Below are 14,597 nucleotides of genomic sequence, written 5' to 3'. Positions count from 1 at the left end.
GGAGGACCCCATGGACACCACCGCCACCATCGACCGCTACCTCGCCGCCTGGAACGCGACCGACCCGGCCGCCCGCCGCGACGCGATCGCCGCGGCGTTCACGCCCGACGCCCGCTACGTCGACCCGCTGGCCGACGTCGCCGGCCACGACGGCGTGGACGCCCTCATCGCGGGTGCCCAGCAGCAGTTCGCGGGCCTGGAGTTCACCCGCGGCGAGCTGCTCGACGCCCACCACGACGTCGTCCGCTTCACCTGGCACCTCGGCCCGGCGGGCGCCGAGCCCGTGGTGGTCGGGTTCGACGTCGCGGAGATCGCGGACGACGGCCGGCTGGCCCGGGTCCACGGGTTCCTCGACAAGGTCCCGAGCTGACCTACGACCCCGCGACCGGCGCCGGCGAGGGGCTGTCGAGCCCGTTCGCCTCGCGCACCACGTCGACGAACTCGCCCATGATCCCGGTCAGCGAGTACGTCTTCGGCGTCACGACGCGGTGGACGCCGAGGCGCTGCAGCTGCTCGGCGTCGGCGGGCGGGATGATCCCCCCGACGACGACCGGGATGTCGTCGGCGCCGGCGCGGGCCAGGCCGTCGAGCACGGCCGGGACGACCTCGAGGTGCGAGCCCGACAGCACCGACAGGCCGACGACGTGGACGCCCTCCTGCACGGCGGCGGCCACGATCTCGGCGGGCGTGAGCCGGATGCCCTGGTAGATGACCTCGAAGCCGGCGTCGCGGGCCCGGACGGCGATCTGCTCGGCGCCGTTCGAGTGCCCGTCGAGGCCGGGCTTGCCGACGAGCATCCGCAGCGACGCCGTGCCCATCTCCTCGGCGGTCGCACGCACCCGGGCCCGGACCTCGGCCAGCTCCTCCGGCGCCTCGCCGGAGCCCGACGACGCCGCGGACACGCCCGTCGGGGCGCGGTAGGAGCCGTAGACGTCGCGCAGCGCGCCGGCCCACTCCCCCGTCGTCACGCCGGCCTTGGCGCAGGCCAGCGTGGCCTCCATGAGGTTCTCGTCGGTGCCGGCGGCCTCCCGGAGCCGGGAGAGCGCCGCGTCGGCCGCCTCCTGGTCGCGGGCCGAGCGCCACTCCTGCACCGCGCGGGCGGCCTCCTCCTCCACCGACTTCTCGACGGTGAAGATGGCCTCGGCGCCCTCGGCCTGCAGCGGGCTGGGCTCCGTGGAGGTGAACTCGTTGACCCCCACGACGGTGTCCTCGCCCGACTCCAGCCGCATCCGGCGCTGTGCGAGCGAGCTGACGAGCTGGGACTTCATGTAGCCGGAGTCGACGGCCGGCACCGCGCCGCCCATCTCGGCCACCTTGGCCATCTCCGCACGGGCGCCCTCGACGATGGCGGCCGTCTTGGCCTCCATGACGTGCGAGCCGGCGAAGACGTCGTCGTGGTCGAGCAGGTCGGTCTCGTAGGCCAGCACCTGCTGCATCCGCAGCGCCCACTGCTGGTCCCAGGGTCGCGGCAGGCCGAGCGCCTCGTTCCACGCCGGCAGCTGCACCGCGCGGGCCCGGGCGTCGCGGGACAGCGTCACCGCGAGCATCTCCAGCACGATGCGCTGGACGTTGTTCTCGGGCTGGGCCTCGGTGAGCCCGAGGGAGTTGACCTGCACGCCGTACCGGAACCGGCGCATCTTGGGGTCCTCGACGCCGTACCGGTCCCGGCACAGCTCGTCCCAGAGCTGGGAGAACGCCCGCAGCTTCGCGATCTCCTCGATGAAGTGCAGCCCGGCGTTGACGAAGAACGAGATGCGCCCGACCACCGTCGGGAAGTCCTCGGGCGGGACCTGCCCCGAGTCGCGCACCGCGTCGAGCACCGCGATCGCGGTCGAGAGCGTGTAGGCGACCTCCTGCGTCGGCGTCGCCCCGGCCTCCTGCAGGTGGTAGCTGCAGATGTTGATCGGGTTCCACTTCGGGACGTTCGTGTAGGTCCAGGCGATCATGTCGGTGATCAGCCGGACGCTCGGCGCGGGCGGGAACGCGTAGGTCCCGCGCGAGAGGTACTCCTTGACGATGTCGTTCTGCGTCGTCCCCGCCAGCCTGCCGCGGTCCGCGCCCTGCTCGTCGGCGACGGTGACGTAGAGCGCGAGCAGCCACATGGCCGTCGCGTTGATCGTCATCGAGGTGTTGGCCTCGTCGAGCGGGATCTGGTCGAACAGCGCCCGCATGTCGCCGATGTGCGAGACGGGGACGCCGACCTTGCCGACCTCGCCCTTGGCCAGCTCGTGGTCGGGGTCGTAGCCGGTCTGCGTGGGCAGGTCGAAGGCCACGGACAGGCCGGTCTGGCCCTTGGCGAGGTTGCGGCGGTAGAGCTCGTTGGACGCGCGCGCCGACGAGTGGCCGGCGTAGGTCCGCATGACCCAGGGCCGGTCGCGGGAGTCGTCGCTGGGGTAGGGCACGGGACAGCACCTCCGCATCGCTGTCGTCCGGCGGGGGCCTGGCCGGACGACCCGCTGATGTTACCGACGGGTCCGTTCGGCGGGGCCGGGCGCGGGATGCCGTGCCCCACAGGATCGGTCAGGAAGACGCGGCGCGGCGGGGCCGCGAGGGTGACAATGACGGACATGGTCGGCTCCGTCACCGAGATCCTCCTCGCGATCTCGATGATCATCCTGCTCGCCGGCATCCTGCGCTACACCTTCGGCCGCGGGCCCCAGGGCGCGCTGCCCGACGAGAACGGCGACCTGGGGCTGCTCGAGACCGTCGCCGTCGTGCCCACGCGGGAGGCCGCCGACGTGCTCGTCGCCAAGCTCGCCCGCGAGAAGGTGCGGGTGACGGTGAGCAAGGGCGTGGACGGCTGGCGGCTGCTCGCGTTCCCGTCCGACGCCGACGACGCACGGCTGGTGCTGCACGACCTCTGACGCGGGGAACGGTCAGCGCTGCGGCGGCGCCACGATCCGCTCGATGTCCCCGCCGAGGGCCGCGAGGTTCTCGACGAACAGCGGGTACCCGCGGTCGATGTGGGCCACGTCCCACACCTCGGTCTCGCCGTCGGCGCAGAGCCCGGCGAGCACGAGGCCGGCGCCGGCGCGGATGTCCGAGGCCCACACCGGCGCCGAGGACAGCCGCCGCACGCCGCGCACCACCGCGTGGTGGCCGTCGGTGCGGGCGTCGGCGCCGAGGCGCACCATCTCCTCGACGAAGCGGAAGCGGCCCTCGAACACGTTCTCGGTGATCATCGACGTGCCCTCGGAGACGGCCGAGAGCGCGATGGCCATGGGCTGCAGGTCGGTCGCGAAGCCGGGGTAGGGCAGCGTCACCCAGTCCACCGAGCGCGGCCGCCGCGCCATGACGACGCGGAAGCCGTCGCCGTCGGCCGTGACCTCGGCGCCGGCCTGCCCGAGCCGGTCGAGCACGAGGTCGAGGTGGTGCGGGTCGACGCCCCGGACGGTGACGTCGCCGCCCGACATCGCGGCGGCGAAGCCCCAGGTCGCGCCCACGATCCGGTCGCCGATCACGCGGTGGGTGGTGGGCGTGAGCGCGGCGCCGCCGTGCACCGTCAGCGTCGACGTGCCGCCGCCCTCGATCTTGGCGCCCATCTGCTGGAGCATCGTCACGAGGTCGACGATCTCGGGCTCGCGCGCGGCGTTGTCGATCACCGTCGTGCCCTCGGCGAAGACCGCGGCCATGAGGATGTTCTCGGTGGCGCCGACGCTGGGGAAGTCGAGCCAGATCTGGGCGCCGCGCAGCGTCTCCGCGTCCGCGACCACGCAGCCGTGGGAGATCTCGCTGGACGCCCCGAGCAGGCGCAGGCCGGCCTGGTGCATGTCGAGGGGCCGCGAGCCGATCGCGTCGCCACCCGGCAGCGGGACCACCGCCCGCCGGCAGCGGGCCACCAGCGGCCCCAGGACGCACACCGAGGCGCGCAGGCGCGACACCGACCGGTAGTCGGCCTCCGGGGACAGGTCGGCGGGCACGTCGATCGTCACCGTGTCGCCCGCGACCGCGACCGCGCAGCCCAGGCTGCGCAGGACGTCCGCCATGAGGGGGACGTCGAGGATCTCCGGGCAGTTCGTGATGACCGTCCGGCCCTCGGCCAGCAGGGAGGCCGCCATCAGCTTGAGCACGCTGTTCTTGGCGCCGACGACGTCGACCGCGCCCTCCAGCCGGCCCGAGCCGCGCACGACGAAGTGCTCGTTCATCGGGCGTGGACGCTACCCGCCGCCCCGCGCGGACCCGTCGGCGGCGCTCCCGGCTCCCTAGACTGGTGTCGTGGCCGTTCACCTGACCCGGATCTACACGCGCACCGGCGACGACGGGACCACCGGTCTCTCGGACTTCTCGCGCGTGCCCAAGACCGACCCGCGGCTGGCGGCCTACGCCGACTCCGAGGAGGCGAACGCGGCGATCGGGGTCGCGCTGTCGGTGGGGGCGCCGCCGGAGGCGATCGTCGCCCCGCTGCGGCAGATCCAGAACGACCTGTTCGACGTCGGCGCCGACCTGGCGACGCCGATCGTGGAGGACCCCGAGTATCCGCCGCTGCGGGTCACCGAGCGCCAGATCGAGCGGCTCGAGGGCTGGTGCGACACGTTCAACGAGGACCTGCCCAAGCTCGACTCGTTCATCCTGCCCGGGGGGACGCCGGCCGCGGCGTACCTCCACGTCGCGCGCACCGTCACCCGCCGCGCCGAGCGCAGCACCTGGGCGGTGGTCGCCGCCGACCCGGACCGCACCAGCGTGCTGCCCGCGCACTACCTCAACCGCCTGTCGGACCTGCTGTTCATCCTCGGCCGCGTCGCCAACCCCGGCGGCGACGTCCTCTGGGTGCCGGGCGGGCCCGAGGAGCAGCAGGGCTAACCGAACGCCTTGCCCTCCCCGCGGTAGGTGGGCGCGCTCGCCGCGATCCGGTCGCCGTCGAGCAGGTGGTAGGTCGTGACGTGCTCGGCGAGCTCGCCGGCCTTCGCGTGGCGCATCCAGACGCGGTCGCCGAGGTCCGGCACGTGCCGGCCGCGCACCGGCGTCTGCACCTCCCCCGCCCCCTCGGTGCCGGTCAGCGCGAGGCCGGTCTCCGGCGACGGCAGCCGGGACACGGCCGCGGGCCCCGAGGCCACCCAGCCGCCGCCGGCGAGGGTCGCCGTGCGGCGGTCGGGGCGCCGGACGACCGGCAGCGCGTAGGCGACCGCCGGTCGGGGGTGCATGCGCGTGTAGCCGTCGAAGAGCGTCGAGCCGATGAGCCCGGAGCCGGCGGCGATCTCCGTGACCGACCGATCCGCGCGGGTGGTCTCGACGCTGCCGCTGCCGCCGCCGTTGACGAACTCCAGCGCGGCCACCTCCCGCACCGCCGCGACCGCCGCGCCCCGGCGTCCGGCCAGCTCGCGCGCCGAGCGCCGCTGCATCCAGCGCACCACGCCGTCGCGGATCCGCGCGCCCGTGGCGTCCGGGACGCCGGCGATCTGGCCCTCGTAGGCCATCACCCCGACGAGCCGGAAGCCGGGACGGTCGACGATCGCCCGGGCCAGCGCGCCAGCGGTGCGCGCACGGTGGACCGGCGAGCGCCGCGCGCCGACGTGCAGCCCGGGCAGCGGCCGCCAGGCCGCGTCGAGCTCGAGGCAGACCCGCAGCTCGGGGTGCCCCGGGCGGAGGACGGCGTCGACGAGGTCGAGGTGGGCGACGGAGTCCACCATCAGCGTCACCGTGCGGCGGGCCCGCTCGTCGGCGGCCAGGGCCCGCAGCGCCGCGCGGTCGACCGTCGGGTACCCGACGAGGACGTCGTCGGCGGTCCCGGCCGCGACGTGCCACAGCGCCTCGGGCAGGGCGTAGCACATCAGGCCGGTGACGCCCGGACGCTCGAGGGCCCGCGCGATCAGCGCGCGGCACCGCACCGACTTGGTGGCCAGCCGGATCGGGCGCTCGCCGGCGCGGCGCAGCAGGTCGTCGAGGTTCGCGTCGAAGGCGCGGAGGTCGACGACCGCGAAGGGCGGGTCGAGGTGGGCGGTGGCGCGATCCCGGTCGCTGATCACCGTGCGGAGGCTACGGTGCCGGGATGGTCCGTGGCACCTGGCGCAACTGGGCCGGCAACGTCACCGCCGCCCCGGCCCGGGTGCACCGGCCCCGCTCCGTCGACGACGTCGTCGCCGCCGTCCGCGCGGCCGCCGCCGACGGCGGCACCCTGCGTCCCCGGGGCAGCGGCCACTCGTTCACGCCGCTGGCCGCCACCGACTCCCACGCGCTCGACCTGCGGCACTGGACCGGCGTCGAGTCCCTGGACACCACGACGGGCCGCGTCCGGGTCCGGGCCGGGACGACGCTGCGCGCACTCAACGCCTCCCTGCACGCGCACGGGCTCGCGATGGCCAACCTCGGCGACATCGACGCCCAGACCATCGCGGGCGCCGTCGGCACCGGCACCCACGGCACGGGCACGCGCGTCGGCGGGCTGGCGACGCAGGTCGTGGGGCTCGACCTCGTGCTCGCCGACGGCACGACCGTGCACGGCGACGCCGGCGAGCACCCGGAGCTCTTCGCCGCCGCCCGCGTCGGGCTCGGCGCGCTGGGCGTCGTCACGCACGTGGAGCTGCAGTGCGTGCCGGCGTTCACGTTGCACGCGGTCGAGCGCCCGGAGCCGCTGGACGACGTCGTCGCCGGCCTGGACGGGCTCTTCGACGAGGCCGACCACGTCGAGTTCTACTGGTTCCCCTACGGCGCGCAGGCGCTGGTCAAGCGCCACCGGCGCACGCCGGACCCGCCGCCGCCGCTGCACCCGGTGCGGCGGTTCGTCGAGTTCGACCTGGTGGAGAACGCGGCGTTCGGGACGCTGTGCCGGGTCGGCCGCGCCGTCCCGCGCACCGCCGTCCCGCTGGGCCGGGTCGCGTCGTCGGTGCTCTCGACGCGCGAGTACGGCGACCAGTCCCCCCGCGTGTTCACCACGCGGCGCCGCGTGCGGTTCGTCGAGTCCGAGTGGGCCGTGCCGCGCGAGCGCCTCGCCGGGGTGCTCGACGAGCTGCGGGCGCTCGTCCCGCGCCTGGAGCACCCGGTGCTCTTCCCCGTCGAGGTGCGCGCCGCGCCCGCCGACGACGTGTGGCTCTCGACGGCCCACGGCCGCGACACCGCCTACGTCGCGATCCACCAGTACGTGGGCGCCCCGCGCGAGGAGTACTTCGCGGCGTTCGGCGCCGTGGCCGCGGCCGCGGGCGGGCGGCCCCACTGGGGCAAGGTGCACCACCTCGACGCCGACGCCCTGCGCGAGCGCTACCCGCGGTTCGAGGACTTCCGGCGCGTGCGCCGCGACGTCGATCCCGGCGGGCTGTTCACGAACGCCCACCTCGAGCGCGTGCTCGGACCGGTCTGAGCGTTGACCACCGCGGCGCGCGGCAGCACGGTGGCGGGATGGCGCGCAACCTGCTGGCCGGGGTGATCACCGTCGACGACCTCCCGGCGGCCACCGCCGCGTTCGTCCGGCGGCAGGCCGCGGCGCGCGGGTACGAGGGCGACCCGCTCGACGGGGTCACCCACGGCCTGCGCACCGACGAGGACACCATGGAGCGGCTGCGGTCGGGCCCGCGCGTCGAGCACCACACGACGGAGCTGCTGCTCTCGCCGGACCTGCTGGTCATCGCCTACCGGCAGGGCCACGACGACCGGTACGACCAGGTCGACCCCGCGGCGCGCGTCAGCTTCCACCGGCTCGACCAGCTCGAGGTGGCGCCGGCGGCCACCGGGCTGCGGCCGCGGGGCACCGGTGGCGTGCCGCAGGGCGTGCTGGCCCTGACCAGCACGGCGCTCGGCACCACGCGGCGGACCACCCGCCACGTCCCGACCGGCAACGCCCCCGAGGTCGCGACGTTCCGCGCCGCCCTGGAGGCGGCGGTTCAGCTGGCCTGCCGGTAGCCCGTCGAGCGGCCGGGCGGGATCGACTCGAGCCACGAGGAGAACCCGGTCAGCGCGTCCGCGCCCATGGCCAGCTCCCACGTCGTGCCGCCCTGCCGGCAGGACAGCACCGTCGAGCCCGCGGGGTGCATCTCCCCCGCGACCGGGGCGCGACGGTCGATGATCTCGAGCCGGGTGCGGTCGAGCACGACGTTGGCCCCCGAGCGCAGGCCGCTGATGCGGAACCAGCGGAACTCGTTGCCGCGGTAGCGCGCGAGCCCGGAGTGCCAGCCGCGCAGGTCACCGCCCGTGCGGGCCTCCCGCAGGGCGACGTCGACACCGCCGCGCCGGAGCACCCGCAGGCGCCGCACGGCGAGCAGGGCGACGACGAGCAGCACCGAGAGCACGACGACGGCCGCCAGTTCGGCGATCAGCGTCGTCCCCACCGGTGCCGCTCGCCGCCCTCAGCGATCCGGGTTCTCGCCGGCCGCCCGCAGGCGTGCCCGCGCGCGATGGGCGGCCGCGGCGGTGTCGTCGACGTCGTCGCCACCGCCCTCGGCCTTCTGCAGCGCGTCACGGGCCGCGGCGACGTCGATCTCCGACGCCATCTCGGCCAGCTCGGCGAGGATCGTCACCGACTCCGCGGTGACCGACAGGAACCCGCCGAACACCGCGGCGTGGAAGGACTCACCGTCGGTGGGGTCGATCCGGACGACCCCGGCCTCGTCGAGCGCGGCGATCATCGGCTGGTGCCCGGGCAGCAGACCGATGTCGCCCTCCACCGTGCGGGCCGAGACGAAGTTCGCCTGGCCCGACCACAGCTGCTTCTCGACGCCGACGATGGCGACCTCCATCTCCGCCATCAGGAGGAGTACTTCTTGGCCGCGGCCTCGACGTCGTCGAGCCCACCGACCATCGCGAAGGCCTGCTCGGGGAAGTTGTCGTACTCCCCCTGCGTGATCTTGTCGAAGGCCTCGACGGTGTCCTTGACGTCCACGAACGAGCCCGGCTCGCCGGTGAACTGCTCGGCGGCGTACATGTTCTGGCCGAGGAAGCGCTCGATGCGCCGCGCGCGGGCGACGGTGAGGCGGTCCTCCTCGGAGAGCTCGTCGATGCCGAGGATGGCGATGATGTCCTGCAGGTCGTTGTAGCGCTGCAGGATCCGGATGACCTCGCGGGCGACCCGGTAGTGGTCCTCGCCGACGTACTGCGCGTCGAGGATCGTCGAGGTCGAGGTCAGCGGGTCCACCGCGGGGAAGATGCCCTTGGCGAACACGCCACGCGAGAGCTCCGTGGTCGCGTCGAGGTGGGCGAACGTGGTGGCCGGCGCCGGGTCGGTGTAGTCGTCGGCGGGCACGTAGATCGCCTGCATCGAGGTGATCGAGCGGCCGCGGGTCGAGGTGATCCGCTCCTGCAGCTCGCCCATCTCGTCGGCCAGGGTCGGCTGGTAGCCCACCGCCGAGGGCATGCGGCCCAGCAGCGTCGAGACCTCCTGGCCGGCCTGCGTGAACCGGAAGATGTTGTCGATGAACAGCAGGACGTCCTGCTCCTGCTGGTCGCGGAAGTACTCCGCCATCGTCAGCGCCGACAGCGCGACGCGCATGCGCGTGCCCGGCGGCTCGTCCATCTGCCCGAACACGAGGGCGGTGTCCTTGAGGACGTCGGCCTCGCCGAGCTCGACCCAGAGGTCATTGCCCTCACGGGTGCGCTCCCCGACGCCGGCGAACACCGAGGTGCCGCCGAAGTTGCGGGCGATGCGCTGGATCATCTCCTGGATGAGCACCGTCTTGCCGACGCCCGCACCGCCGAACAGGCCGATCTTGCCGCCCTGCACGTAGGGGGTGAGCAGGTCGACGACCTTGAGGCCGGTCCAGAGCACCTCGGTCTTGCCCTCGAGCTCCTCGAAGGGGGGCGGGTCGCGGTGGATCGTCCAGCGCTCGGCGTCCGCGGCGTAGCCCGGCTCGTCGAGGCAGTCGCCCAGGGTGTTGAACAGGTGGCCCTTGACGACGTTGCCGACCGGCACCGAGATGGCGTGCCCGGTGTCCTGCACGTCCGCACCGCGGACGACGCCGTCGGTGGGCTGCATGGAGATCGTGCGCACGGTGTTGTCGCCGAGGTGCTGCGCGACCTCGAGCGTCATCTTCTTGGTGTTGTCGCCGAGGGTCACGTCGAGCGTGAGGGCGTTGAACAGGTCGGGCACCTCGCCGCGCGGGAACTCCACGTCGACGACGGGGCCGAGGATGCGGGTGATGCGGCCGACGGCACCCTGCGAGCCGTTCTCCTCGGTGCCCGCGGCGGCGTCACTAGCGGTGGACTGGGTCATCGTCAGCTCCCCTACTCGGCGAGGGCGTTGGCGCCGCCAACGATCTCGCTGATCTCCTGCGTGATCTGGGCCTGGCGGGCCTGGTTCGCCTCCCGGGTCAGGTTCTCGACCAGGTCGTTGGCGTTGTCCGTCGCCGCCTTCATGGCGCGCTGCCGGGCCGCCGACTCGGACGCCGCGGCGTCGAGCAGCGCCGCGAACACCCGCGCGCGGAGGTACTTGGGCATGAGCCGGTCGAAGAGCACCTCGGGCTCCGGCTCGAACTCGTACTCGGCCTGCCGCTCCTCGGAGTCCGACCCGGAGCCCCCGGAGTCGGAGTCGCCGGACTCGTCGTCCTCGTCGAGCTCGAGCGGGGCGATCTGCCGGACGACGACGGTCTGGCTCGCGATCGAGTTGAACGCCGTGAACACGACGTGCAGCTCGTCGACGCCGTCCAGGCCCTCGGCGTCCTCGGGCGGGACGAACGACGTCCCGCGCGAGGAGCCGCCGCCCTCGGAGCCCTCGGACGAGCCGTCACCGCCCTGGGAGGAGCCGCCCTGGTCGTCGTCGGACGGGCGCTGGACGGTCTCGCCGTCGCCGGTGAGGAAGACCGCGGTCAGCGTGTCGGCCGCGTGGGTGGCGTTCGGGTAGTCCGGGACCTCGGAGAAGCCGGACCACTGCCCCGCCATCTCGCGATTGCGGAAGCGGTAGTACGACGCGCCCTTGCCGCCGATGACGAACAGCGAGGCCCCACGCCCGGCGCTCTCGTACTCGCGCAGGAGCCGGTCGGACTCACGCAGGACGTTCGCGTTGTAGCCGCCCGCGAGACCCCGGTCGCTGGTGATCACGAGGATCCCGACGCGGCCGGGCTCCTCCCGCGGCACGAGCAGCGGGTGGTCGCTCGCGCCCGCCTTCGCCGCCGTCGTCAGGACGTGGGTGAACTCATCGGAGTAGGGCCGCGCCGCCTGGACGCGGGCCTGCGCCTTGGCGATGCGCGAGGCCGCGACCATCTCCATCGCCTTGGTGATCTGGGCGATGTTCTTGGTCGACCGGATGCGCCGGCGGAGGACGCGCAGGGATGCGGGCATACGGCCTAGCTCCCCGAGCCCTGGGAGGACGACCCGGAGTCCGAGCCGGAGCCCGAGCCGGAGTCGGAGTCGGACGCCTCGGCGTCGGACGAGCTCGAGCCGGAGTCCGAGTCGGAGCCGGAGGACTCGTCCGAACCCTCGTCGCCGTCGGTCTCCGAGTCGCTCTCGCCCACCAGCTCACCGCTGCCGCCGTCGTCCTCGACGGCCTCGCCGGAGCCGGTGGCGAACTGCTGCTTGAACTCCGAGACGGCCTTGTTGAGCCGCTCCTCGCCCTCGTCGGTCAGCTTGCCGGAGTCGCGGATCTCCTGGAGCACCCCGCCGTCGCGGCGGACGTGCTCGAGGAACTCCGACTCGAAGCGCGGGACGTCCTCGACCGGCACCGAGTCGAGGTGACCACGGGTGCCGAGGAAGATCCCGACGACCTCCTCCTCGACCGGGTACGGCTCGCCCTGGCCCTGCTTGAGCAGCTCCATGAGGCGGGCGCCGCGGTCGAGCTGCGCCTGGCTGGTCGGGTCGAGGTCCGAGCCGAAGGCCGCGAACGACTCGAGCTCGCGGTACTGCGCGAGGTCCACGCGCAGGCGGCCGGCGACCGACTTCATCGCCTTGATCTGGGCGTCGCCGCCGACGCGCGACACCGAGTTCCCGACGTTCAGCGCGGGCCGCTGGCCCTGGTTGAACAGGTCGGCCTCGAGGAAGCACTGGCCGTCGGTGATCGAGATGACGTTCGTCGGGATGTAGGCCGCGATGTCGCCGCCCTTGGTCTCGACGATCGGCAGGCCCGTCAGCGACCCGGCGCCGAGCTCGTCGGAGAGCTTCGCGCAACGCTCGAGGAGCCGCGAGTGCAGGTAGAACACGTCGCCCGGGTAGGCCTCACGGCCCGGCGGGCGGCGCAGCAGCAGCGAGATCGCGCGGTAGGCCTCGGCCTGCTTCGACAGGTCGTCGAAGACGATCAGGCAGTGCTTGCCCTGGTACATCCAGTGCTGCGCGATGGCCGAGCCGGCGTAGGGGGCGATGTACTTGAAGCCCGCCGGGTCGGAGGCCGGGGCGGCGACGATGGTCGTGTACTCCATCGCGCCGGCGTCCTCGAGCGCCTGGCGCACGCCGGCGATCGTGGTCCCCTTCTGGCCGATCGCGACGTAGACGCAGCGCACCTGCTGCTGCGGGTCGCCGGTCTCCCAGTTCTCGCGCTGGTTGATGATCGTGTCCGTGCAGACCGCGGTCTTGCCGGTCTTGCGGTCACCGATGATCAGCTGGCGCTGACCGCGGCCGACCGGGGTCATGGCGTCGATCGCCTTGATGCCGGTCTGCAGGGGCTCGCTGACGCTCTGGCGCTCGACGACCGAGGCCGCCTGCAGCTCCATCTCGCGCTCACCCTCGGACTCGATGTCGCCGAGCCCGTCGAGCGGCTGGCCGAGCGGGTTGACCACCCGTCCGAGGAAGTTGTCGCCCACCGGCACCGAGAGCACCCGGCCGGTGCGCGTGACCTGCTGGCCCTCCTCGATGGTCTCGTACGACCCGAGGATGACGACGCCGATCTCGCGCTCCTCGAGGTTCTGGGCCAGGCCCAGGACGCCGCCGGGGAACTCGAGGAGCTCGTTGGTCATGGTCGAGGGCAGGCCCTCGACGTAGGCGATGCCGTCACCCGTCGAGGTGACGATGCCGACCTCCTGACGGGTCGAGTCCGCGGAGTACGAGGACACGTAGTCCTCGATCGCGCTACGGACCTCGTCGGAGGAGATGGTCAACTCGGCCATGGCTTCCGCTCTCGCTAGACGTTAGGGGTGTTCGGGGGAATCAACCGAGCCACTGGTCAGCCCAGTCTCCGGCCGAGCTCGTCGAGCCGGCCCGCGACGCTGCCGTCGATGACCTCGTCCCCGACCTGGATCACGAGACCACCGACCAGGGCGGGGTCGACCTCGAGGTGCAGGGTGATGTCCCGACGGTAGATGCGCGCGAGGGCACCGGCCAGCCGCTCCTGCTGCTGGTCGGACAGGGCGACGGGCGAGCGCACGGTGGCGACCGACCGCTCCCGGCGCTCGGCGGCGAGCTCGGCCAGCCGCTCCAGGCCCTGGGCGACGCCGCGCCCGGTGGGGTGGGCCACGAGCTGCTCGGCGAGCTTGCGGGTGGTGGCCTCGGTGCGGTCGGCCAGCAGCCGCTCCAGCACCTGGTGCTTGCCCTCGGCGTTCGCCGCCGGGTCGGCCAGCAGGCGCTCGAGCTCGGGCTCCGCGGCCACGATGCGGCCGAGGCGGAAGAGCTCGTCCTCGACGGCGTCGAGGCGGCCGTCGCGCTCGGCCGAGATCAGCAGCGCCTCGCGGGCGACGGTGCGCAGGCCGTCGACGAGGTCGTCGGGCTTCGACCACGACGCCGACACCGCGGCCTTGACGACGTCCGCGGTGACCGACGTGACCTGCCCGTCGAGCAGCCGTGACGCCAGTCCCTCGCGGTCCTGGGCGTCGCGGGACGAGTCGGCCAGGGTCCGGCGGAGCACCGGCTCGCGGCGCAGCAGGTCCGCGACGCCGTCGAGCTGGTCGGCCACCGTGCCGAGGTCGCCCGCGCTCGCCTGCTGCGTCGACTCGGAGAGCCGGCGCCGCGTCGACTCGAGCGCGTCGCGGCTCGCGGCGTGGAAGTCGGCGAGGAGCCCGGAGGTGCTCACGACGGTGCTCCGTTCCCCTGGGTGGGCGTGGTGGACGGGCCGGACGGGCCGGCGGTGCCGAACGCCGCCGCCGTGCTGGACCGGCCGGAGCCGTCACCGGACCCGTCGGACCCGTCGGACCCGCCGGGCTGGCTCGCCGACCCGGTCGAGCCGTCGGGGGACCCGCCACCGCCCATCGCCTCGAGCTCGTCGAGGAAGCGGTCGACGCTCTGGCCCTTGCTCGTCTCGTCGGACAGGGACGACTCGACGATCCGCCGGGCCAGCTCGACCGACTGCCGGCCGGTCTCGGCGCGGAGGTCCGCGACGGCCCGCGAGCGGGACGCCTCGAGCGACTGCCGGCCCTGGGCGCGGACGCGTTCCGCCTCCTCCTCGGCCCGGCGGTCCATGTCCTGGCCGATCCGCTCGGCGTCGGCGCGCGCGTCGTCCCGGATGCGGGCCGTCTCGTCGTCGACGCCCGCCAGCCGCTCGCGGCTGCGGGCGAGCTCGGCCTTCGCGTCGGCCTCCATGGCCTCGGCCCGGGCGATGCCCGACTCGATCTGCTTCTTCGTGTCGTCGTGCGACGTCACGAGGTTCGGCCACGCGTAGCGGTAGAGCACGTAGACGAGCAGCGCGAACGCCACCAGGCCGACGATGATCTCCGCCGGATGCGGCAGCGTGGCGTACGGGTGCCCGGCCGGCTGTTCCTCGGCCAGGAGCTCGGTCACGCTCATCGGTTCACCTCCCGCCCCTGCGGTGTCGACCGGTCAGG

General features: G+C 73.7%; 14 protein-coding genes and 1 pseudogene. 5 read left to right on the top strand and 10 right to left on the bottom strand.

All coding sequences use genetic code 11. From position 1 onward, the window contains the following. Positions 1–10: 10 nt before the first annotated feature. A complete protein-coding gene (locus tag ABD994_RS24340; RefSeq protein ID WP_345421557.1) occupies positions 11–370 on the top strand; it encodes a nuclear transport factor 2 family protein in 360 nt (119 codons plus the stop codon). 1 nt (position 371) lies between these two features. Here ABD994_RS24340 and ABD994_RS24335 read toward each other — a convergent pair whose 3' ends face one another. Then, positions 372–2,402, bottom strand: a complete 2,031-nt coding sequence (locus tag ABD994_RS24335; RefSeq protein WP_345421554.1) for a protein meaA — start codon at positions 2,400–2,402, stop codon at positions 372–374. Positions 2,403–2,567: 165 nt separating this feature from the next. On the opposite strand from ABD994_RS24335, the gene ABD994_RS24330 reads away from it, so the two are divergent. Next, positions 2,568–2,864 (top strand): hypothetical protein, encoded by a 297-nt coding sequence (locus tag ABD994_RS24330; protein WP_345421551.1) that lies wholly within the window; start codon positions 2,568–2,570, stop codon positions 2,862–2,864. Positions 2,865–2,876: 12 nt separating this feature from the next. Here ABD994_RS24330 and murA read toward each other — a convergent pair whose 3' ends face one another. Then, the gene (murA, locus tag ABD994_RS24325; protein WP_345421548.1) at positions 2,877–4,145 is read right to left on the bottom strand and encodes a UDP-N-acetylglucosamine 1-carboxyvinyltransferase; all 1,269 of its coding nucleotides are present in this window, start codon (positions 4,143–4,145) and stop codon (positions 2,877–2,879) included. Between the two features lie 70 nt (positions 4,146–4,215). Between murA and ABD994_RS24320 the strand changes: the two genes are divergently transcribed. Next, complete coding sequence (locus ABD994_RS24320; protein WP_345421545.1) at positions 4,216–4,800, top strand: cob(I)yrinic acid a,c-diamide adenosyltransferase; 585 nt, start codon at positions 4,216–4,218, stop codon at positions 4,798–4,800. On the opposite strand, the gene ABD994_RS24315 is transcribed toward ABD994_RS24320, so the two are convergent. Further along, positions 4,797–5,963: an alanine racemase gene (locus tag ABD994_RS24315; protein WP_345421542.1), complete on the bottom strand. Its 1,167-nt coding sequence runs from the start codon at positions 5,961–5,963 to the stop codon at positions 4,797–4,799. The genes ABD994_RS24320 and ABD994_RS24315 overlap by 4 nt on opposite strands. A gap of 23 nt (positions 5,964–5,986) precedes the next feature. Between ABD994_RS24315 and ABD994_RS24310 the strand changes: the two genes are divergently transcribed. Together ABD994_RS24310 and ABD994_RS24305 are read left to right on the top strand one after the other, a co-directional pair. Next, positions 5,987–7,291 (top strand): D-arabinono-1,4-lactone oxidase, encoded by a 1,305-nt coding sequence (locus ABD994_RS24310; RefSeq protein ID WP_345421539.1) that lies wholly within the window; start codon positions 5,987–5,989, stop codon positions 7,289–7,291. 38 nt (positions 7,292–7,329) lie between these two features. Further along, entirely contained in the window at positions 7,330–7,830 is a 501-nt protein-coding gene (locus tag ABD994_RS24305) for a hypothetical protein (RefSeq protein WP_345421536.1), read from the top strand. Here ABD994_RS24305 and ABD994_RS24300 read toward each other — a convergent pair. The 7 genes and pseudogenes from ABD994_RS24300 to atpF all read right to left on the bottom strand — a co-directional run bounded on the left by ABD994_RS24300 (position 7,812) and on the right by atpF (position 14,559). After that, positions 7,812–8,255, bottom strand: a complete 444-nt coding sequence (locus ABD994_RS24300) for a DUF2550 domain-containing protein (RefSeq protein WP_345421533.1) — start codon at positions 8,253–8,255, stop codon at positions 7,812–7,814. The two genes, ABD994_RS24305 and ABD994_RS24300, sit on opposite strands and share 19 nt — an antisense overlap. Positions 8,256–8,273: 18 nt before the next feature. Then, positions 8,274–8,672 (bottom strand): F0F1 ATP synthase subunit epsilon, encoded by a 399-nt coding sequence (locus ABD994_RS24295; protein ID WP_345421530.1) that lies wholly within the window; start codon positions 8,670–8,672, stop codon positions 8,274–8,276. After that, entirely contained in the window at positions 8,672–10,132 is a 1,461-nt protein-coding gene (atpD, locus tag ABD994_RS24290; protein ID WP_345421527.1) for a F0F1 ATP synthase subunit beta, read from the bottom strand. Before atpD ends, ABD994_RS24295 begins: the two co-directional genes overlap by 1 nt. Positions 10,133–10,143: 11 nt before the next feature. Continuing rightward, on the bottom strand, positions 10,144–11,196 hold the full coding sequence (locus ABD994_RS24285; protein WP_345421524.1) for a F0F1 ATP synthase subunit gamma: 1,053 nt from the start codon (positions 11,194–11,196) through the stop codon (positions 10,144–10,146). A gap of 209 nt (positions 11,197–11,405) precedes the next feature. Next, positions 11,406–12,950, bottom strand: a pseudogene (atpA, locus tag ABD994_RS24280) (F0F1 ATP synthase subunit alpha); the annotation flags it as partial. Between the two features lie 56 nt (positions 12,951–13,006). Further along, positions 13,007–13,849 carry a F0F1 ATP synthase subunit delta gene (locus ABD994_RS24275; RefSeq protein ID WP_345421521.1) on the bottom strand — a complete coding sequence of 281 codons (843 nt, stop codon included), beginning with the start codon at positions 13,847–13,849 and terminating at the stop codon, positions 13,007–13,009. Next, a complete protein-coding gene (gene atpF / locus ABD994_RS24270) occupies positions 13,846–14,559 on the bottom strand; it encodes a F0F1 ATP synthase subunit B (RefSeq protein ID WP_345421518.1) in 714 nt (237 codons plus the stop codon). Before atpF ends, ABD994_RS24275 begins: the two co-directional genes overlap by 4 nt. Positions 14,560–14,597: the final 38 nt, after the last annotated feature.

Origin of the sequence: Actinomycetospora chlora, from assembly GCF_039542135.1 — a bacterium.
GTDB lineage: Bacteria > Actinomycetota > Actinomycetes > Mycobacteriales > Pseudonocardiaceae > Actinomycetospora > Actinomycetospora chlora.
The sequence above is the reverse complement of the archived record's forward strand: the minus strand, read 5'-3'. Positions and strand labels throughout refer to the sequence as shown.